Annotated in this window: 15 protein-coding genes; 13 read left to right on the forward strand and 2 right to left on the reverse strand. The window is 69.6% G+C overall.

The features are described 5' to 3' along the window. Positions 1–5 precede the first annotated feature (5 nt). Both aroQ and RSO68_RS14205 read left to right on the forward strand, forming a co-directional pair. Positions 6–437 (forward strand): type II 3-dehydroquinate dehydratase, encoded by a 432-nt coding sequence (aroQ, locus tag RSO68_RS14200; RefSeq protein ID WP_315587056.1) that lies wholly within the window; start codon positions 6–8, stop codon positions 435–437. A 92-nt stretch (positions 438–529) separates the two neighbouring features. Further along, positions 530–1,327, forward strand: coding sequence for a M48 family metallopeptidase (locus RSO68_RS14205; protein ID WP_315587057.1), 798 nt, complete (start codon positions 530–532; stop codon positions 1,325–1,327). Positions 1,328–1,384: 57 nt separating this feature from the next. Here RSO68_RS14205 and RSO68_RS14210 read toward each other — a convergent pair whose 3' ends face one another. Beyond that, on the reverse strand, positions 1,385–1,798 hold the full coding sequence (locus RSO68_RS14210) for a hypothetical protein (RefSeq protein WP_315587058.1): 414 nt from the start codon (positions 1,796–1,798) through the stop codon (positions 1,385–1,387). A gap of 163 nt (positions 1,799–1,961) precedes the next feature. After that, the gene (locus RSO68_RS14215; protein ID WP_315587059.1) at positions 1,962–2,957 is read right to left on the reverse strand and encodes an LLM class flavin-dependent oxidoreductase; all 996 of its coding nucleotides are present in this window, start codon (positions 2,955–2,957) and stop codon (positions 1,962–1,964) included. Positions 2,958–3,153: 196 nt separating this feature from the next. On the opposite strand from RSO68_RS14215, the gene RSO68_RS14220 reads away from it, so the two are divergent. The 11 genes from RSO68_RS14220 to RSO68_RS14270 all read left to right on the forward strand — a co-directional run bounded on the left by RSO68_RS14220 (position 3,154) and on the right by RSO68_RS14270 (position 13,816). Next, positions 3,154–3,345, forward strand: a complete 192-nt coding sequence (locus RSO68_RS14220; RefSeq protein WP_089851068.1) for a hypothetical protein — start codon at positions 3,154–3,156, stop codon at positions 3,343–3,345. Positions 3,346–3,385: 40 nt separating this feature from the next. Further along, on the forward strand, positions 3,386–4,330 hold the full coding sequence (locus RSO68_RS14225; protein ID WP_089851070.1) for a cobyrinic acid a,c-diamide synthase: 945 nt from the start codon (positions 3,386–3,388) through the stop codon (positions 4,328–4,330). 68 nt (positions 4,331–4,398) lie between these two features. Next, positions 4,399–5,583 (forward strand): toxic anion resistance protein, encoded by a 1,185-nt coding sequence (locus RSO68_RS14230; protein WP_315587060.1) that lies wholly within the window; start codon positions 4,399–4,401, stop codon positions 5,581–5,583. Positions 5,584–5,682: 99 nt separating this feature from the next. Next, the gene (locus tag RSO68_RS14235) at positions 5,683–6,987 is read left to right on the forward strand and encodes an ATP-grasp domain-containing protein (protein ID WP_089851074.1); all 1,305 of its coding nucleotides are present in this window, start codon (positions 5,683–5,685) and stop codon (positions 6,985–6,987) included. Between the two features lie 45 nt (positions 6,988–7,032). Next, positions 7,033–9,066, forward strand: a complete 2,034-nt coding sequence (locus RSO68_RS14240) for a CocE/NonD family hydrolase (protein ID WP_315587061.1) — start codon at positions 7,033–7,035, stop codon at positions 9,064–9,066. A 50-nt stretch (positions 9,067–9,116) separates the two neighbouring features. Next, positions 9,117–10,472 (forward strand): MFS transporter, encoded by a 1,356-nt coding sequence (locus RSO68_RS14245; RefSeq protein WP_315587062.1) that lies wholly within the window; start codon positions 9,117–9,119, stop codon positions 10,470–10,472. 84 nt (positions 10,473–10,556) lie between these two features. After that, positions 10,557–11,081, forward strand: coding sequence for a retropepsin-like aspartic protease family protein (locus tag RSO68_RS14250; protein WP_089851079.1), 525 nt, complete (start codon positions 10,557–10,559; stop codon positions 11,079–11,081). 1 nt (position 11,082) lies between these two features. Then, complete coding sequence (locus RSO68_RS14255) at positions 11,083–12,108, forward strand: YihY/virulence factor BrkB family protein (RefSeq protein ID WP_315587063.1); 1,026 nt, start codon at positions 11,083–11,085, stop codon at positions 12,106–12,108. Positions 12,109–12,177: 69 nt separating this feature from the next. Beyond that, a complete protein-coding gene (locus tag RSO68_RS14260; protein ID WP_315587064.1) occupies positions 12,178–12,441 on the forward strand; it encodes a hypothetical protein in 264 nt (87 codons plus the stop codon). After that, positions 12,432–12,740 (forward strand): monooxygenase, encoded by a 309-nt coding sequence (locus RSO68_RS14265; protein WP_315587065.1) that lies wholly within the window; start codon positions 12,432–12,434, stop codon positions 12,738–12,740. Before RSO68_RS14260 ends, RSO68_RS14265 begins: the two co-directional genes overlap by 10 nt. A gap of 32 nt (positions 12,741–12,772) precedes the next feature. Next, positions 12,773–13,816, forward strand: a complete 1,044-nt coding sequence (locus RSO68_RS14270) for an NAD(P)H-dependent flavin oxidoreductase (protein WP_315587066.1) — start codon at positions 12,773–12,775, stop codon at positions 13,814–13,816. Positions 13,817–13,838: the final 22 nt, after the last annotated feature.

Below are 13,838 nucleotides of genomic sequence, written 5' to 3' on the forward strand. Positions count from 1 at the left end.
ACGACATGCACAAGGTACTGGTCCTGCACGGCCCCAACCTCAACCTGCTCGGCACCCGGCAGCCCGAGGTGTACGGCCACGAGACCCTCGATGACATCGACAACGGCCTCTACGAGCAGGCGGCGCTGGGGGGCTGGGAGATCGTCTGCCGGCAGAGCAACCACGAGGGCGAGCTGATCGACCTCATCCAGGCCGCGCGCCTGGACGGCACCGCGGCGATCATCATCAACCCGGCCGCCTACACCCATACCTCGGTGGCGATCCTCGATGCCCTGAACGCCTTCGACGGCCGGGTTATCGAGGTGCATCTCTCCAACGTTCACAGGCGCGAGGCCTTTCGCCACCACTCCTACGTCTCGCTGCGCGCCGACGGGGTGATCGCGGGACTCGGCAGCCAGGGCTACCGGGCCGCGCTGGACGCGGTGATGGCGGGGTAGGGCCGATGCGGCATACGACACATCCGTGGCGAGCGACGATCCGGCTAGTGAGGCGCGGAAAAGTGAGGAGCAGGCAGGAAAGGCGCTGGCGCATGAAGAGCTGGGGCGGCCTCGTCGCCCTGCTGGCGATGCTGACGCTTGCCGGCTGCGGCGAGACGCCGACCGGCCGCTCCCAGCTGGCCCTGGTGCCCGAGGCGCTAATGGCCGAGATGGGCGGCGACGCCTTCGCCGAGATGCGCCGGAGCCGCCCGGTCGCCCGCGACCCGGCCGCCAACCGGCTCGTGCAGTGCGTGGCGCGGGAGGTGATCGCGGCGGCCGAGGCGCGCTACCCCGAGGCGGGCATGTCCGAGGCCTGGGAGGTGGTGGTGTTCGACGACCCCAGCCCGAACGCCTTCGCCCTGCCGGGCGGGCGCATCGGGGTGCATGCCGGGCTGCTGCAGGTGGCCGAGACCCCCGACCAGCTGGCCGCGGTGATCGGTCACGAGGTCGCTCACGTGCTGGCCGACCACGGTAACGAGCGCTTCACCCAGCAGCTCGGCATCAAGGCGGTGCTGCTGGTGGTAGGGCTCGTCAGCGAGGGGGAGCTGGCCGGGGAGGGGCTTCGGCAGGCGCTGGGGATCGGTGCGCGCCTCGGCATCGCCCTGCCGTTCAGTCGCGCCCATGAGGAGGAGGCCGACCAGATGGGGCTCGCCATCATGGCCAAGGCCGGTTTCGACCCGCGCCACAGCGTGGCTCTGTGGCGCAACATGGCGAAGGCGGGCGGCGGTCAGCCGCCGGAATTCCTCTCCACGCACCCGGCGCACGGTTCTCGCATCGAGGCTCTCGAGAGCCACATGAGCGATGCCATGGCGGCCTTCCGCGCGGCCTCGGAGGCGCGCTGCACCGGCTAGTCGCCGCCGCCTGTCGCAACGCGCGCTATCACATTTATTCTCCTGCGATGCGACAACTTACTCGCGGGGGCGATTCGAACGCTCCTCGTCCCTGACCTCGTAGTCGCCCTCGAGCACCTGCTGCTCGTGGGGACGCCCGTCGCCGCGGCGGCCCTGGCGATGGCCGGTCTCACGATAGCCCGTTTCGCGATAGTGAACGCCGCCGCCCACGTCTTCGGCCTGATCGGCGCGCATCTGCTCCATGCGCTTCTTCATGCGGTGACGCAGGAAAGGCATCATCGCCCAGCCCACGAGCAGGAAGAACAGCCCCAGCACCATGGCGACGATCATCATGGCGCCGAACAGCAGCCAGGTGAACAGCAGCTTCAGACCGCCCAGGGGGCCGCCCGCACGGGTCTGACGGGCACGCTGTTGCCACTGCTGGGCGGCGCGCCAGGCGGCATTGTTTCGGGGGTCACGAGAATCGGGCATGCAGGGCTCCGCGGTCGGTGGGGCGTGTCGGCGGCACCGGCACGTCGGAAATGGCTGCCCCTTGGAGGCCGGGGCGGGGCAATCGTTCCAGTCTTACCCCGATGTCGGCCCCGTCGTGCGCCTCGGCGCACGGCGGGGGAAGCGATCGGCATTCGGTGTCGAATTATGCGCGCCACGCCTCGGCCACCAGCTCGTAGCTGCGCAGGCGATCCTCGGCGGCGTAGACGTCGGTGTGGAGCATCAGCTCGTCGGCGCTGGTCAGCGCCAGGAAGTGCTCCAGGCCCTCGCGGACCGTCTCGGGGCCGCCGATCACCGCGGCCTCCAGGAACTGCTCCACCTGGGCCTGCTCCCTGGGCGACCAGTCCAGCGTCTCCGTCGGCGGCAGGGCCCGGCCGGGTGCGCCGCGAATCAATCCCAGGAACTTGCGGCGTGCCGTAGAGGCGAGATAGTCGGCCTGCAGGTCGCTGTCGGCGGCGATGACCGGCAGGCCCACCATGGCGTGGGGGCGGTCCAGCATCGCCGAGGGTTGGAAGTTGTCGCGATAGACCCGGAGCGCCTCGAGCAGCCGGGCCGGGGCGAACTGGGCGGCGAAGGCGAAGGGCAATCCCTCGCGGGCCGCCAGCCGGGCGCTGAAGTCGCTGGAGCCGAGCAGCCAGATTGGCACCCGGGTGCCCTGGCCGGGCACGGCGCGCACGCGCTGGCCCGGCCGCGCCTCTTCGAGGAAGCCCTGCAGTTCGGACAGCCGCTTGGGGAAGTCGTCGACTCCCGCGTGGGGATCGCGACGCAGCGCGGCCATGGTGGGGCCGTCGGAGCCCGGCGCGCGGCCGAGCCCCAGGTCGATGCGTCCGGGATAGAGGGTCTCCAGGGTGCCGAACTGTTCGGCGACCACCAGCGGCGGGTGGTTGGGCAGCATGATACCGCCGCTGCCTACCCGGATGCGCTGGGTCGCGCCGGCGACATGGCCGATCAGCACCGCGGTGGCCGCGCTGGCGATGCCCTCGATGCCGTGGTGCTCGGCGAGCCAGTAGCGGGTGTAGCCGAGCGCCTCGGTGTGCTGGGCCAGCGCCACGCTCTCGCGGAAGGTGTCGGCGATGGCGCCGCCCTCGCGGATCGGGGCCAGGTCGAGCACGGAGAGCGGCGTATCGGCGAGTCGGGACATGGCGGGTAGCGCTCCGAAATTGATTAGCCTGCTGGGTTTCTACCGAGATCGGGGCGAGCGAGGGGGAATGCAAGGGGCGCGCCTCGCGTGTTGCGTGCCGCCGCGGGAGCATCGGCACGATCGTCGCCGATGATGGTGGTCAGCGGCCCTGGCAGGCCGTAAGCTCGGGGAACACAGGTGAAACCGGAGGTCGGCCATGCCCTCCATGCGCACCGGACGCGACTCGCGGCGTCGCGGCGCCACCCGCCGACACGCCCGGCGACGGTGGGACTGGTCTCGCGTCGACTGGACCGGCTTCGATCGCTGGCTCGACCGGCTGGTGGTCGTGGCGTTGAGCGTGGCGCTGCTGGTTGGAGGGATCGCCCTGCTCCTCACGCTTCTGATCTAGTCGCTTCTCTCTTTCCGACCGACAAAGGACAGTCAGCCCTATGCTGGGATTCCTCCAGGGTCTTTCCTACGGCCTGTTTCTGACCTGCCTGCCGTGGCTGCTGGTGGGCCTGATCAATCCGCGCCTGGCCGTGCCGATCGAGCCGCCGGGCCGGCTGCAGGTCATCCTGCGTTACTGCCTGGTGGTGCCCTTCATCAGCCTGCTGCTGTGGCTGACCTCGCTGTGGGGCGGCTTCGGCCCGACCCTGACCGGCTGGCTGGCGGGGCTGGTGGCGATTCCCGTGGCCCTGCCGCTGGAGCGTCGCCTGCGTCGCTTTCTGGAGCGGCGGCGGGTGCGACGCTTCCGTGAGCGGCTGGCCGCCGAGGCCGCCCGGCGGCGGGCCGAGGAGGAGCGCGATGCCCACGAGGCGGGACTTTTGGTTCTCGACCCCGCTCACCCGCCGGCCGAGGCCGACGATCTGGTGCTGGCGCTGTGTCGCGCCAAGCAGGCGCTGCTCGACGTGCATCGCCCCGATCTGGCCGTTCAGGCCGATCGCCTCTATAGCCGCTATCGCCACCTGCTGGGCGTGCTCGAGGGGCGCTTCGATCGCGGCGAGCTGGCCTTTGCCCGCGCCCGGGAACTGGTGTCCCAGGTCGGCCTCGGCGCGGTGGATACGTTGCACTCCATGGCCGCCCAGGCCAGCGGCGTGGTCAACGTGGACGGTGACTTCGTGCGCCGGCGCTTGAGCCGCGAGGGGCGCCGGCTCGGCACCCAGGAGCGCGAGGCCCTGCGGCGGCGCCTCGAGCTGCTCGAGGAGACCGAGCGGCGGCTGGGCGAGCTGGCCGCGCGCAACGAGGCGGCGCTGACCGTGCTCGACGATACAGCCGTCTCCCTGGCGCGCATCGAGACCGGCCGCCCCCAGGCCTCGGTCACCGCCGAGCGGGCGCTGGCGGAGCTGAGCCGCTTCGTCTCCCGCGCCGACCGCTACGGGCGCAGTGGCTCATGACGGCGGCCTGGCCGCATGTCGATATCCCAGCCTGAACTCACCCCGACCGATCCTTTCGAGAGGTGCCCATGACCGAGCAACCCCAAGATGGCGCCCGCCTGGCGCTGCCGCCGGTGGAGGAGATCGCCCGCGACCTGGAGGGCGGGGAAGCCTCCGCTCGCGCCGATGACGAGGCGAGCCTGGCGTCCCAGGCCGATGCCTTCGTCGAGGTGCTGCTGGATGACGGCGATGCCGAGGCCCAGGCGCGTCAGCGCCGCGCCGTCGATGAGCTGGGCCTCGAGCTTCAGCAGCAGGCTGCCCACCAGAGCGCCATGCTGCAGACTCCGCTACGCCAGCTGGCCCACCACGGCGACGAGGGCGGGCCGGTGGCCAAGGCGCTGGTCGACCTGCGTGGGCGCATGCAGTCGCTGGACCCCGCCCGGCACAACCTCGCCTCGGGCCCGCTGGACCGCGTGCGGGCGCTGATCCCGGGGGGCGGCAGCCGCCTGCAGCGCTATTTTCGCAAGTTCGAGACGGCGCAGCAGGCGCTGGACGCGATCATCGCCGACCTGGAAGGCGGGCGCGACATGCTGCGCCGCGACAACCTGACCCTCGACGACGACCAGCAGGCGCTGCGCGAGACCCTCGCCAAGCTCACGCGCCAGATCGACCTGGGGCGGCGCATCGACGATCGCCTGCAGGTCGCCATCGAGCGGCGCGACGGCGATGACCCGCAGCGGCGCTTCCTGGAGGAGGAGCTGCTCTTCCCGCTGCGCCAGCGCATCGTCGACCTGCAGCAGCAGCTGGCGGTCAGCCAGCAGGGCGTGCTGGCCCTCGAGGTGATCATCCGCAACAACCGCGAGCTGATGCGCGGCGTCGATCGCGCCATCAACGTCACCGTCTCGGCGCTGACCGTGGCGGTGACCGTGGCCCTGGCGCTGGCCAACCAGCGGCTGGTGCTCGACCGCATCGAGTCGCTCAACGCCACCACCTCGGAGATGATCGGCGGCACCGCCCGGGCGCTGCGCCAGCAGGGCGTGGACATCCAGCAGCGCGCCTCGTCGGCGATGCTCGACATGCAGGCCCTGGAGGAGGCCTTCGGCGAGGTGATCGGGGCCATCGACGACCTCTCCCGCTATCGCCGCGAGGCACTGCCGCGCCTGGACGACCAGATCGATCGGCTGGCAAACCTGGCAGGCCAGGGCGGCCAGGCCATCGATCGTCTGGCCCGCGGCCGCGACACCGATGACGACGAGGCCTCGCGGCACGCCTGACCCCGGCAACCGGCTTGGCATTCGGTCCTGCATCGCCCGCGCGCTGAACTATGCTGCTCGAAGCGGCCCAGTCGGGTACGCAGCGAGAGGGTCGGAGACATGGCGGATGCAAAGAACATCTTCGTGGTGGGGCTCAACGACTTCAATCGCCAGCGGCTCGAGACGCTGCGCGGCGCCGAGCACTGGCGCTTCCATGGCATCATCGCGCCCGAGGCGGTCTACGACACCGAGGAGTTCGACATCGCCGCCATGCTGGCCGAGGCGACGGCCCAGCTCGAGGCCTTCGAGGGCACCATCGATGCCATCGTCGGCTACATGGACTTCCCCGTCTCGACCATGCTGCCGATCCTCTGCGAGCGCTTCGGCACCCACACCACAACCCTCGCGAGCCTGCTCAAGTGCGAGCACAAGTACTGGAGCCGCCGGGCGCAGAAGGAGGTCATCCCCGACTTCATCCCGGGCTTCACCGCCTTCGATCCCTTCGACGACGAGGCGCTGGTCCGGATCGGCGAGGCGGGGCTCTACTTCCCCTTCTTCGTCAAGCCGATCAAGTCATCGGGCTCGCGGCTGGGCTTTCGCATCGATACCCCCGAGGACTTCTACCATGCCATCGAGAAGCTGCGCGAGGACATCGGCCTGATCGCCGATCCCTTCAATACGGTGCTGGAGCAGGCACGACTGCCCGACGAGATCGCCGCCGTGGACGGCCACTTCTGCATGGCCGAGGAGATCATCGGCGGCTGGCAGTGCACGGTGGAGGGGTACGTCTTCGCGGGTGAGGTGGTCAGCTACGGGATCGTCGACTCGCTGCGCTACCCCCAGGTGCTGAGCTTCTTCCACTACCGCTATCCCTCGGGGCTGCCCGAGCCCATCCAGGCCAAGATGCGCGAGCTGACCGAGACGGTGATGACGCATATCGGCTACGACAATGCTGCCTTCAACGTCGAGTACTTCTGGGACGAGGTGCAGGACCGCATCTGGCTGCTCGAGATCAACACGCGCATCTCTCAGTCCCACTGCGACCTGTTCGAGAAGGTCGACGGCATCAGCAACCAGCAGGTCACCCTCGACCTGGGGCTGGGACAGCGGCCCGACATGCCGCATCGCCAGGGCGACTATGCCATCGCCGCCAAGTTCTTCTATCGGGTGTTCTTCGTCGATGCGGTGGTGACCCGGGTGCCCTCCGAAGACGAGGTCGCCGCCCTCGAGGCCGACTTCCCCGGCGCGATGATCGATATCCAGGTGGCGGAGGGGCAGTGGCTCTCCTCGCTGCCCGAGCAGGACAGCTACAGCTTCGCCCTGGCCCTCGTCTGGATGGGCGCCGATTCGGCGGAGCAGTTGCTCGAGCGCTACGGCCAGCTGGCGGCGCGTCTGGCCTTCGAGTTCGATCAGATCCAGGGCTGAGCCCGGCCCAAGAGAGGGCCCCCACGGGACAAGGAGAGCAGGATCATGCGCATCGTCAACGACTTCCCGCGTCGTGTCATGGAGGAGGAGACCTGGATCCCGCTGCCCGACGGCGGCCGCCTGGCGGCGAGGATCTGGCGGCCGGTGGACGCCGAGATCCATCCCGTACCGGCGATACTGGAGTACCTGCCCTATCGCAAGCGTGACCTCACCGCCGAACGTGACGTGCAGAGCCACCCCTACTGGGCGGGGCACGGCTATGCCGGGGTGCGGGTCGACATCCGCGGCACCGGCGAGTCCGACGGCGTGCTCACCGATGAGTACCTGCCGAGCGAGCTGGACGACGGCCTGGTGATCCTCGAATGGCTGGCGGCCCAGCCCTGGTGCACCGGCGACGTCGGCATGATCGGCATCTCCTGGGGCGGCTTCAACGGCTTGCAGATCGCCGCTCTGCGCCCGCCCCAGCTCAAGGCGGTGATCACGATCTGCTTCACCGACGACCGCTACGCCGATGACATCCACCACATGGGCGGCTGCCTGCTGGGCGACAACCTCTCCTGGGCCTCGACCATGTTCGACGGCAACGCCTGCCCGCCGGACCCGGAGCTCGTGGGCGAGCGCTGGCGCGACATGTGGCTCGAGCGCCTGGACGGCAGCGGCATGTGGCTCGCCCAGTGGCTCGAGCACCAGCGGCGCGATGAGTACTGGAAGCACGGCTCGGTGTGCGAGGACTACACGGCGATCCAGTGCCCGGTCTATGCCGTCAGCGGCTGGGCCGATGGCTACTGCAACGCCGTCTTCCGCCTGCTGGCGGGACTCGACGTGCCGCGCAAGGGGCTGGTCGGTCCCTGGGCCCACAAGTATCCGCACCTCGGCATGCCGGGGCCGGCCATCGGCTTCCTGCAGGAGTCGCTGCGCTGGTGGGACCAGTGGCTGAAGGGCGAGAATACCGGGATCATGAACGAGCCGATGCTGCGCGTCTGGATGCAGGAGTCGATGCCGCCGTCGGCGCGCTACGACGAGCGCCCCGGACGCTGGGTCGCCGAGCCCGACTGGCCGTCGCCGAACATCACCCCCGAGGCCTACCGGCTCACTCCGGGCCACGATCTGATGGCCGAGGACGAATCGCGAGACGACCCGCCACAGGCTACCCTGGACGTCCGCTCGCCGCTCTCGGTGGGGCTCTATGCGGGCAAGTGGTGCTCCTACAATGCGCCTCCCGACCTGCCCCACGACCAGCGCGAGGAGGATGGTGGCTGCCTGGTCTTCCAGACGCCGCGCCTCGAGGCGGCGCTGGAGATCTGCGGCTCGCCGCTGGTCGAGCTCGAGCTCAGCGCCGACCAGCCGGTGGCCATGGTGGCGCTGCGCCTCTCCGATATCGGCGAGGACGACAAGGCCACTCGCGTCTCCTACGGCCTGCTCAACCTCACCCACCGCGACAGCAATGAGCATCCCGAGCCGCTGGAGCCGGGCCAGCGCTATCGGGTGTCCATCCCGCTCAAGCACATCGCCCAGCAGTTCCCGGCGGGCCACGCCATTCGCCTGTCGCTCTCCACCAGCTACTGGCCGCTGGCCTGGCCATCGCCCCAGCCGGTGCGGATCACCCTCTGGCCCGGCGCCAGTCGGTTGCTGCTGCCCCGGCGCGAGCCGCGCCCCGCGGAGGAAGCGGCGCTGCCCGCCTTCGCCGAGCCCGAGGGCGCGCCGGCGCTTCCCAAGACGCTGATCCAGCCCAGCCAGGAGAGCTGGCGGGTGATCCGCGACCTGGCCCAGGACCGCACCACCTTGGAGGTGGTCCACGACGAGGGGCGCTACCGGATCGACGACATCGACCTGGAGATCGCCGCCCGGGTCACCGAGCGCTACGCCTACGCCTTCGGCAGCTACGACAGCGTCAGTGGCTGGACCGAGTGGCAGCGCAGCTTTCGGCGCGGCGACTGGGAGGTCAGCACCCTGACCCGCACCTTGCTGACCAGTGACGCCGACAACTTCCGCATCCGTGCCACTCTCGACGCCTGGGAGGGCGAGACCCGCATCTTCGCCAAGACCTGGGACGAGACGATCCCCCGGGACCTCGTCTAGGGCAGGGGAGGCTGCTATCGTGGCGGCCTGATTCCTACCGGGACGCGCCGATGAGTCTTACCCCCGCCGCCGTGGCCGCGACGCCGCGCGCCTCGCGCAAGGAAATCCTCGGCTGGGCGATGTTCGACTTCGCCGGTCAGGCCTACACCCTGCTGATCATCACCGTGGTGTTCGGCGAGCTCTTCACCACGGTGATCGTCGGCGATCGCGGCGATGGCTTCCGGCTGGCCAACTTCCTGTGGAGCCTGGCGCTGGCCATGAGCTTCCTGCTGGTGGTGCTCACCGGCCCGCTGTGCGGGGCGGTGATGGACTATCAAGCGGCCAAGAAGCGCTTCCTGTTCGCCAGCTACCTGGCCACCGTGGCGGCCTCGGCGATGCTCTACTTCGTGGTGCCGGGGGCGGTGCTGCTGGGCGTGGTGCTGATCGTGATCGCCAACTATGCCTTCTCCATGGGCGAGTCGTTCATCGCCGCCTTCCTGCCCGACCTCGGCCCGCCGGAGGATCTGGGCAAGATCTCCGGCTTCGGCTGGGCGCTGGGCTACGTCGGGGGGCTGCTCGCCGCGGGCTTCTCGCTGTTCATGCTGGGCGAGGCCACGGTCGAGAACTTCGAGCGCGTCCGCTGGGTGGGGCCCTTCGCCGCGGGCTTCTTTCTGGTCGCCGCGGTGCCCACCTTCCTGTGGGTCAGGGAGCGCGGCACCCCCCAGCCGCCGGGCAAGTCCTATCGCGAGATCGCCGTGGCGCGGGTCGCGACCACGCTGCATGAGCTGAAGCGCTTCCGCGATCTCGGCATCTTCCTGGTCTCGCTGCTCTTCTCCATGGCCGGCGTCTACATCGTCATCGCCTTCGCCTTCATCTATGGCGCCCAGGTGATCGGCTGGGACGAGGCGATCCGCAATCTGATGTTCATCATCGTGCAGATCACCGCCGCGGTCGGGGCGCTCGGCTTCGGGTTCATCCAGGATCGCATCGGCACGCGCGTCACCTACCTCTTCACCCTGCTGCTCTGGGTGGCGGCGATACTCGCCATCTGGGCGACGCCCGAGCTCACCGCCTTCCTGAATGCCCGCCTCGGCCTCGCCTGGGAGGCGCAGCATCTCTTCCTGGTGGTGGGCTGCCTGGCGGGGCTCTCCCTGGGCTCCAGCCAGTCGGCCAGCCGCGCCCTGGTGGGGCTCTTCTCGCCGCAGCGCAAGGCCGCCGAGTTCTTCGGGTTCTGGGGGCTGGCCAACAAGCTCGCCGGGGTGATCGGCATCATCGGCCTGGGCCTGCTGCAGTCGCTGGTGGGGCTCAAGGCCTCGATCCTGCTCTGCGCGGCGCTGTTCATCGTCGCCATCCTGGTCTGCCTGTTCGTCGACCAGGCCCGCGGTCAGCAGGCGGCCCGCGACTGGGAGACCCGCAACGGCTGCTAGAATGATCGGTGAGCCTGCATGACACGGTAGCGGCCCGCCGCCGTGGCATGACGGCGCACGGGGCCATCGTCGGGAGGAACGCGCATGAGCGATGAGCGAGCCACACGCCGGGCTGGGCTTGGCATGATGCTGCTGTTCTGGGTGTTCTTCCTGGCGGGAGGCGCCTGGTGGTTCCAGGGCTATCTGGATGCCCAGCGCAACCCCAACGCTCATCTCGCCGAGGTCTCGGTGGGAGATGGCGAACCGGTGGTGCTGGAGCGCAACCGCGCCGGCCACTTCGTGGCCACCGGGCGCATCAACGGTGAGCCGGTGGAGTTCCTGCTCGACACCGGCGCCACCTATGTGGCGGTGCCGGAGGCGATTGCCGAGCGGCTGGGGCTCGAACGTACCGGCAGCGCCTGGTTCAACACCGCCAACGGTCGCGTGCGCGGCGACCTGGCGACCCTCGATGAGGTGAGCCTGGGTGGCGTCGTGGCCCGAGACGTACGCGGCTCGATCAGCGCGGGGCTTGGCAGCGAGGCGGCGCTGCTCGGCATGAGCTTCCTGAAACGCTTCGATATCGAGATTCGTGATTCGCGTATGACCCTGACCCCTGCACAGCGCCATTGAGATGGTGAGAGCGAAGCTTAAACGTGGTCGCTGCGCCGACGAGCCCCAGCAGATTCCCGTGAGCGGGTGGCTGGACATCGTATGGCGCGTCAAGCAGCAGGTCATGCAGGACCTCGTGGCTCTGATGGCGGCCGGCGTCGCCTTCAATGCCATGCTGGCGCTCTTCCCGACGATCGCCGCGATCATCTCGATCTGGGCACTCGTGATGGATCCCCAGGACTTGGCGGGACAGATCGTGCAACTCAGCCGCTATCTGCCGCCCGACGCCTCGAGCCTGATCAACGACCAGGCGCGCAGGATAGGCGACAGCACCAGCACCGGTCTCAGCCTGACGGCTCTGGGCAGCGTGGTGGTGGCCATGTTCATCGCCTCCAAGGGCGTGCTGTGGATGGTGATAGGGCTGAACGTGGTGTACGGCGAGGAAGACAGCCGGGGGGCGCTGCATCGCGGCGGGCTCGTGGCGGCATTGACGCTTGGGTTGATCCTCGTGCTGCTGATTACCATCGCCTTCATCGCCTTCTTTCCCCTGGCCATCGGCATGCTGGCGCTCGATACCCTGCTGGTCAGGATCATCGCCTGGCTGCGCTGGCCGGTGCTGCTGCTGATCATGATGCTGGTCATCGCCGTCTTCTACCGCTTCGGTCCCTGTCGACGGTCGCCGCGCTGGCGGTGGATCAGCGTCGGCTCCGTGGTCGCAACGCTGCTGTGGTTGATCGGCTCGGCCGGGCTGTCGTTCTATTTCGGCAGCGTGATCAAGCCGAGTGATATCTATGGCTCGCTGGGGGCGGTGGTGGTGCTGATGCTGTGGTTCTGGCTGTCGGCGTTCGTGGTGTTGCTGGGGGCAGAGTTCAACGCGGAAATGGAGCGACAGACCTACCGCGATACCACCGTTGGCGCCTTCCGCCCACCGGGGGAGCGAGACGCCTATGCCGCCGATACACTGGGCCGCAAGTGGCCATGGCGCCGCGTTGGCCGCACGTACGACGCCGCTGATCACCCTGGCGGCGATCGTGGAGACGCCTCCTGACACGCTCCGCCCGGCGCAGGCATCCCCCGCCGGCTCGCCGACGGGTGGCCCGAGGCGCCGGATCGCATCGTGCGTCTCGCCGTGATGGCGACCTGCGACCGGCTGCGGCTGATGTTCTTCGGCAACCTGCGCCAGGACTGGTCGGCCTTCGTGCTCGACCTGCAGCACGACGAGCGGGTGGTCCTTCTGGGCATGAGCTGCCTTGGTCGCTTCGACATCGAGCAGATGGTGCTGCGCTCCGCGAAGCGCCGAGGCGCCATGGCTGGCAGACGGCCGGCGAGACGCTATGCTGGGAGCCCATTTCCGAGGTTGGAGTCCGTGTCATGGCCGTGATCCTGCAGATCCACTTCCCCTTCCCTGGCCCCTTCGGCGAGGCGATGGTCGAGGCCCTGACGCCGCTGGCCCAGGGCATCAACGACGAGCCCGGCCTGCGCTGGAAGGTCTGGACCGAGTCGCCGGAGCGCCATCTGGCCGGCGGCGTCTACCTGTTCGACGATGCCGAGAGCGCCGAGGCCTACCTCGACAAGCACAGCGCGCGGCTGGCCAACATGGGCGTCGAGGGCATCCAGGCGCAGATCCTCGAGGTCAACGAGGGCCTGACCGCGATCAACCACGGCCCGCTCGGCGCCTGAGCGATCGATTCCGTCTAGATCAGGAGTCCCCCATGTCATGGACGAGCACCCTCGGCCTGCGATGGCCGATCCTCCAGGCCCCGATGGCGGGCGCCCAGGACAGCGCCCTGGCCATCGCGGTCTCCCGGGCCGGCGGGCTCGGGGCGCTGCCCGGCGCGATGCTCTCCCCCGAGGGCCTGGCGGCGGAACTCGAGGCCATCCGCGCGGCGAGCGCGGGACCGATCAACGTCAATTTCTTCTGCCATGCGGCGCCGACCCTCGATCGGGAGCGGCAGGCGCGCTGGCATCGGGCGCTGTCGCCCTGGTATGACGAGTTCGGCCTCGACCTCGAGGCGGTGCCTGAGAGCCCCGGACGGCGTCCCTTCGACCATGCGACCTGCGATGTCCTCGAACCCTTCCGACCGGAAGTGGTGAGCTTCCACTTCGGCCTGCCGGCGCTGGATCTGCTGGCGCGGGTCAAGGCCTGGGGCGCGACGGTGCTCTCCACGGCCACCACGGTGGAGGAGGCGCGCTGGCTCGATGCCCACGGCGTCGATGCGGTGATCGTCCAGGGGCTCGAGGCCGGCGGCCATCGTGGCCACTTCTTGAGCAATGACCTGTCACGCCAGATGGGCAACCTGGCGCTGCTGCCCCAGGTCAGGCAGGCGGTGAGCGTGCCGGTGATCGCGGCCGGCGGCATCGCCGATGCCCGCGGCGTGGCGGCGGCGCTGGCCCTGGGCGCCGATGCGATTCAGGTCGGCACCGCCTTCCTCTGTTGCCCCGAATCCCGCGCCTCGGCCATCCATCGCGAGGCGCTGATGAGCGAGGCGGCGCGCCACACGGCGCTGACCAACCTCTACAGCGGCCGTCCGGCCCGCGGGATCGTCACCCGGCTGATGCGTGATCTCGGGCCGATCAGCGAGGCGGCGCCGGCCTTCCCGCTGGCCGGCGCGGCCATCGCCCCGCTACGTGCCGCCGCCGAGGCGCGGGGGCTTGGTGACGCCTCGCCGCTGTGGGCCGGGCAGAACGCCAGCCGTTGCCGAGCGGTGCCGGCGGCCGAGGTGGTGCGTGAGTTAGCCCGGGGCGTGGCGCGCTGACGCCGCCCGATGGGCCCTGATA

The sequence above is a fragment of the Halomonas saccharevitans genome (genome assembly GCF_032333995.1).
In the GTDB taxonomy this organism is placed as follows: domain Bacteria; phylum Pseudomonadota; class Gammaproteobacteria; order Pseudomonadales; family Halomonadaceae; genus Halomonas; species Halomonas saccharevitans.

Bases quoted from the DNA above. Each gene is read 5' to 3' on its own strand.
- aroQ (WP_315587056.1), top strand. From the start codon at position 6: ATGCACAAGGTACTGGTCCTGCACGGCCCCAACCTCAACCTGCTCGGC.
- RSO68_RS14205 (WP_315587057.1), top strand. From the start codon at position 530: ATGAAGAGCTGGGGCGGCCTCGTCGCCCTGCTGGCGATGCTGACGCTT.
- RSO68_RS14210 (WP_315587058.1), bottom strand. From the start codon at position 1,798: ATGCCCGATTCTCGTGACCCCCGAAACAATGCCGCCTGGCGCGCCGCC.
- RSO68_RS14215 (WP_315587059.1), bottom strand. From the start codon at position 2,957: ATGTCCCGACTCGCCGATACGCCGCTCTCCGTGCTCGACCTGGCCCCG.
- RSO68_RS14220 (WP_089851068.1), top strand. From the start codon at position 3,154: ATGCCCTCCATGCGCACCGGACGCGACTCGCGGCGTCGCGGCGCCACC.
- RSO68_RS14225 (WP_089851070.1), top strand. From the start codon at position 3,386: ATGCTGGGATTCCTCCAGGGTCTTTCCTACGGCCTGTTTCTGACCTGC.
- RSO68_RS14230 (WP_315587060.1), top strand. From the start codon at position 4,399: ATGACCGAGCAACCCCAAGATGGCGCCCGCCTGGCGCTGCCGCCGGTG.
- RSO68_RS14235 (WP_089851074.1), top strand. From the start codon at position 5,683: ATGGCGGATGCAAAGAACATCTTCGTGGTGGGGCTCAACGACTTCAAT.
- RSO68_RS14240 (WP_315587061.1), top strand. From the start codon at position 7,033: ATGCGCATCGTCAACGACTTCCCGCGTCGTGTCATGGAGGAGGAGACC.
- RSO68_RS14245 (WP_315587062.1), top strand. From the start codon at position 9,117: ATGAGTCTTACCCCCGCCGCCGTGGCCGCGACGCCGCGCGCCTCGCGC.
- RSO68_RS14250 (WP_089851079.1), top strand. From the start codon at position 10,557: ATGAGCGATGAGCGAGCCACACGCCGGGCTGGGCTTGGCATGATGCTG.
- RSO68_RS14255 (WP_315587063.1), top strand. From the start codon at position 11,083: ATGGTGAGAGCGAAGCTTAAACGTGGTCGCTGCGCCGACGAGCCCCAG.
- RSO68_RS14265 (WP_315587065.1), top strand. From the start codon at position 12,432: ATGGCCGTGATCCTGCAGATCCACTTCCCCTTCCCTGGCCCCTTCGGC.
- RSO68_RS14270 (WP_315587066.1), top strand. From the start codon at position 12,773: ATGTCATGGACGAGCACCCTCGGCCTGCGATGGCCGATCCTCCAGGCC.